Genomic DNA, 3,421 nt, shown 5'->3' with positions numbered 1-3,421 from the left:
AACTAGCAAGACTGGCATCAAAGTATTCTTTGCTGATCCATACAGTCCTTGGCAAAGAGGTACTAATGAAAACATGAATAGGTATATCAGACAATTTATATCTAAAGGTACTAACTTTAACAATATATCTCATCAATACATTAGAAAGTTACAGATAGACTTGAATAATAGACCTAAGAAATGTTTAAATTACTTGACACCTAATGAAGTACATTTTGGTATCTCTATAAACATTGAGAATACAATCTAACTTTTATATTAAATATTTTGTTTTTTAATAATTATCTTAATCATGATATAATTTTGATTAATTTTGTGATTTATTTTAGTATAAATGATTGACAGTCCGTATATTAATAAGAAGCTGGCTTCTTTATTACTACATCGTAAACTCATAACAAGACAGCAGCTTGAAGAAATAAGCTTAGATAAGTCACTGGCTAAACAAGACTTTTTAGACTACTTAATAGATCATGAATTAATTGATAGTAGATCATTTATGATTGAGTCAGCGACTTTACTGCGCTTACAGTATATTGACTTAACTGCTATAAACGTAAAATTTTTACCTCAAGATTATTTTGATACCGAATTTTGTAATGAAAATAAATGCTTACCTCTATTCAAAAGAAAAAAAGTGTGTATGTAGCAATAGCAAACCCTATCGATAGTCAAAAAATATTAAAAAAACTTCGTAGTAAATATGATTACTTTTTTACTTTAGTAGTTGGAGAAATAAATCTTATTCGAGAGAAAATTGAAGAATATGATCAATATCTGAAAGATGAAGGACATGTCGAGAGCGAGTCAAAACTTGAAGAGCAGATGAATGCAGGTGGAGAACTTGATATCGATTTTGTTGATGAAAGTGAACGCGAAGGCGATGCTATAATAGGAAGCGGTAAAGATGAAGAAGCTCCTATTATCAGATTTATTAATAATACAATTGTTGATGCAATACAAAAAGGAGCATCAGATATACACTTTGAACCATATGAGAAAAACTTCCGTATAAGATATAGAGTAGATGGTTTATTAATAGAAACTTTTAATACTAAAAAAAATCTCGGTCCCAAAGTCATATCGAGACTAAAAATCATGTCTAGTTTAGATATTTCAGAGAAGAGGATTCCTCAAGATGGTAAATTTAAAATCTCACTTTCACGAGAAAAAGCCATCGATTTTCGTGTTAGTACATGTCCAATAAGTTTTGGTGAAAAAGTTGTACTTCGTATCCTTGACTCTAGCTCAACTCAAATACCTATTGAACAATTAGGTTTCTCAGAAACTCAAAAAGAGACATACTTAAAGTACATCAAACAGCCTCAAGGCATGGTATTAGTAACAGGTCCGACGGGTTCAGGTAAAACAGTTACGCTATATACAGGGATTAACATTCTTAATAAACCTGAGAAAAATATTTCTACAGCTGAGGATCCTGTTGAGCTTTTTGTAAAAGGTATCAACCAAGTTAATGTTAATAATAAACAAGGCCTAACATTTGCCGCAGCTCTTAAATCATTCTTACGTCAAGATCCCGATATAATCATGGTTGGTGAGATCAGGGATATTGAAACAGGCTCAATTGCGATTAAAGCATCTCAGACAGGTCACTTAGTTATGTCAACTCTACATACCAATAGTGCTCCAGAAACACTAAATAGATTAGTAGACATGGGATTGCCTAGATATAATATTGCTACCTCTGTAACATTAATTATTGCACAGCGTCTAACTAGAAAACTTTGTTCAAAATGTAAACTAGAAGATACAGAAACTGAATTTAAATTACTTGTTCAAGATAGTGGTCTTAATGATGAAATTTTAATGAAAACTTTTGGCACAACACTTGAAAAAGTGCAAAATTCAAAGATATATAAGCCCAATCCCAAAGGTTATCCAAGATGTTTCAAAGGATACAAAGGAAGACTTGGTTTATATGAGGTGATGCCTGTTTCTAGAGAAATTGCCAGAATGATACTAGAAGATAAAAACACTATGGATCTAGCAACACAAGCACAAAAAGAAGGTATTGCTACAGTAAGACAATCTGCCCTTGTGAGAGTTTCGGAAGGGTTAACATCTATGGAAGAGGCTTACAGAGTAAGTTAAAGGAATAAATATGCTATTTGGAAATAAAAACAAGAATAAAATAACTATTATATCTTGGAGTTTTAAGGCCAAACTTAAAAATGGTAAAACGATAAAAGGAGTTATTGATGCTGATACTAAGGAAAAAGCAAAAATTCAAATAAGGCAAAAAGGTTACTCCGATATAAAAATAAAAAAACAACCCAAGGACTTATTCCCTAAGAAAATATCTTACAAAGATATTACTGAAATGACTCGTCAGCTAGCTACAATGACTAAAGCTGGTATTCCTATTATTAAATCATTTGAAGTATTTATAATGGGTATAAGTAAGCATCCTCGTCTAAAAATACTAGCTATTCAAATTAAACAAGCAATTGAAGGTGGAGAATCATTTTCAAAAGCATTGAGTAATTTCCCAAAAGTATTTGATAAACTATACGTCGGACCTTATCACTGCTGGTGAAGAGTCAGGTAATTTAGATTTGATGCTTAATAAAATTGCAGATCAACGTGAAGCGCATTAGAAATGCATAAAAAAGAAAGTTAAAAAAGCCCTCTCTTATCCTATTGTTGTGTGTGTCATTGCTGCTGGGGTAACAGGAATACTTTTAACTTTCGCAGTTCCAGCATTCTCAGCAATGTTTATAAACTCAGGTAAACCACTCCCTGCAATTACACAAATTACAGTCAATGCATCAAACTTTATGCAAGATTCATGGTGGAAGATTATCCTTGTAATATTTGTATCTATATCAGTATTTAAAAGCTAGATTGTATTCTCAATGTTTATAGAGATACCAAAATGTACTTCATTAGGTGTCAAGTAATTTAAACATTTCTTAGGTCTATTATTCAAGTCTATCTGTAACTTTCTAATGTATTGATGAGATATATTGTTAAAGTTAGTACCTTTAGGTATAAATTGTCTGATATACCTATTCATGTTTTCATTAGTACCTCTTTGCCAAGGACTGTATGGATCAGCAAAGAATACTTTGATGCCAGTCTTGCTAGTTAGCTTCTTATGTTTAGCAAACTCTTTACCATTATCAAATGTAGCTGTTAATATTTTATGACCATTAGATACTTTGTACAATATTCTATTGATTGAATTAGCTGTTCTATCTATAGACTTGGCTAAAATAGTAAATCTGCTAGCTCTATCGACCATTGTTACAATAGCACTTTTATGGTCTTTACCAACAATAGTGTCACCTTCAAAGTGATAAAGATTTTTTCTATTAGCACTGCTAGGTCTTTCAGAAATACTCGCTCTATCCTTTATCTTAACTTGTTTAGAGTCACCTTCTTTTTTGTATTTATATTG

The 3,421-nt window shown here is 31.5% G+C and carries 2 protein-coding genes and 2 pseudogenes; 3 read left to right on the top strand and 1 reads right to left on the bottom strand.

The annotated features are described in order from the left end of the window. The 3 genes and pseudogenes from F8C69_RS09735 to F8C69_RS09725 all read left to right on the top strand — a co-directional run. The coding region (locus tag F8C69_RS09735; protein ID WP_159185017.1) for an IS30 family transposase at positions 1-250 on the top strand (250 nt) is incomplete at its 5' end. 84 nt (positions 251-334) lie between these two features. Further along, positions 335-2,112 (top strand): annotated as a pseudogene (pilB, locus tag F8C69_RS09730) (type IV-A pilus assembly ATPase PilB). Positions 2,113-2,122: 10 nt separating this feature from the next. Then, positions 2,123-2,861 (top strand): annotated as a pseudogene (locus tag F8C69_RS09725) (type II secretion system F family protein); the annotation flags it as partial. Here the strand turns inward: F8C69_RS09725 and F8C69_RS09720 are convergent. Then, on the bottom strand, positions 2,861-3,421 hold a 561-nt coding region (locus F8C69_RS09720; RefSeq protein ID WP_159183759.1), incomplete at its 5' end, for an IS30 family transposase. The pseudogene F8C69_RS09725 and the gene F8C69_RS09720 sit on opposite strands and share 1 nt — an antisense overlap.

Source organism: Francisella noatunensis subsp. noatunensis (assembly GCF_009823375.1).
In the GTDB taxonomy this organism is placed as follows: domain Bacteria; phylum Pseudomonadota; class Gammaproteobacteria; order Francisellales; family Francisellaceae; genus Francisella; species Francisella noatunensis.
Note: the sequence above shows the minus strand (reverse complement) of the source record. Positions and strands in the feature narration are given on the sequence as shown.